Annotated in this window: 2 protein-coding genes; one reads left to right on the forward strand and one right to left on the reverse strand. The window is 72.2% G+C overall.

Translation table 11 applies throughout. The features are described from left to right. Window positions 1-97 precede the first annotated feature (97 nt). Entirely contained in the window at window positions 98-520 is a 423-nt protein-coding gene (locus tag AB0F81_RS08680; protein WP_360193141.1) for a DUF3151 domain-containing protein, read from the forward strand. Between the two features lie 14 nt (window positions 521-534). Here AB0F81_RS08680 and AB0F81_RS08685 read toward each other — a convergent pair. Beyond that, on the reverse strand, window positions 535-1,555 hold a 1,021-nt coding region (locus AB0F81_RS08685), incomplete at its 5' end, for a ParA family protein (protein ID WP_360193143.1).

Consider the following 1,555-nt stretch of genomic DNA (forward strand, 5'->3'; position numbering starts at 1 on the left):
CGGCTGGCCTCGTTCGCCCGGCTCGCCCTGGTGAAAGGAAAGGGCGAAACGCCGGGCTGCGCGGAATGATCTGCCCGCCGACGGGTTGAATGAGGTCATGCAGAACCTCCTTCCCGAGCCCCCGGCCACGCTCCTGCCCGCCGACGCGGAAGCGGACAAGGCGCTCGCCGAGGCCGCCGCCGCGGGCAGCGTCGAGGCCGTCAAGGCGGTCGCCGCCAAGTTCCCCGCCTACAGCGCCGTGTGGGCGCCGCTGGCCACCGATGCGCTGGCGGCCGGCGAGCCGGTCACCGCCTACGCCTACGCCCGCACCGGTTACCACCGTGGCCTGGACGCCCTGCGCCGCAACGGGTGGAAGGGACACGGTCCGGTGCCGTGGGCCCACGAGCCGAACCGTGGCTTCCTCCGCTGCCTGCACGCCCTGTCGCAGGCCGCCGCGCAGATCGGCGAGGCGGACGAGGCCGCCCGCTGCGCCCAGTTCCTGCGTGACAGCGACCCCGCCGCGGCCGACGCTCTCAGCTAGCTCCCGCTTTCGACTCAGAGACCTTCGGCGACCGCTGCGGCGATCTTGAGCCACGCGTCCCGCGTGTTGGCGGAGAGATCGCCGTAGCGGATCGGCTCACCCGAGTCGATCAACTTCTCGTACGGCGCCAGCAGCACCGCCCGCGTCCGCGCGGCGAAGTGCTGCTGGATCGCCGGCAGGTCGATGTCCTTGCGGGTCGGTGGCATGGTCACCACCGTGATGGCCTGCCGGACCAGCCGCCGGCGGCCGCCCTGCTCCAGGTGGTCGAGCATCCGCGCGGCGGTCTCGGCCGAGTCGTTGCGGGCCGACATGGTGATCACCAGCTGGTCGGTGGCGTCCATGGCGGCCTGCCAGTTCTCCGCGCGGACGTTGTTCCCGGTGTCCACGAAGATCAGCTTGTAGAAGCGGCTCACCACGTCACGGATCTCGGCGAACGCTCCGGCGGTCAGCATCTCGCCGGCCGTCGCGGACTCGTCCGAGGCGAGCACGTCGAACATGCCCTCGCCCTGCGCCCGTACATATTGCGAAAGATCGCCCACCCGGCCCTGCGCGCCCTGGAAGAGATGCAGGTCGCGCATCATGTCGCGGACCGTCCGCGCGTGGAAGTCCTGCTGCGCCCGCATCCCGAGGGTGCCCTGGGTCTCGTTGTTGTCCCAGGCCAGCACGTAGCCGCCGCGCTTCTGCCCGAAGGTCATCGCCAGCAGCAGCACGGCGACGGTCTTGCCGGCGCCGCCTTTCGGGTTGACGACCGTGACCTGCCGCAGGCCGCCGAAGTTGCGGCGGACCATCTCGATGTCCTGCCGCAGCTCCAGCTCCCGCTTGCCGGGTGGGAGTTTGACCAGGCCGAGCGTGCCCCGGTGGAGCATCGCGCGGGCGCCCATGGTGGCGGTCGGCTGGGACGGCCGGGCCAGACGGCGCCGGGCGAACTCCTCGGCGGTCGGGCTGTCGTCGGCGGCCGAGGTGAGCTCGTCGAACGGGTTGCCGGCCGGCTTCTCCGGCGGAGGCGGCTGCGCCGCGCGCCGGGGCGGTTCGGCC

Source organism: Actinoplanes sp. NPDC024001, assembly GCF_040638955.1.
In the GTDB taxonomy this organism is placed as follows: domain Bacteria; phylum Actinomycetota; class Actinomycetes; order Mycobacteriales; family Micromonosporaceae; genus Actinoplanes.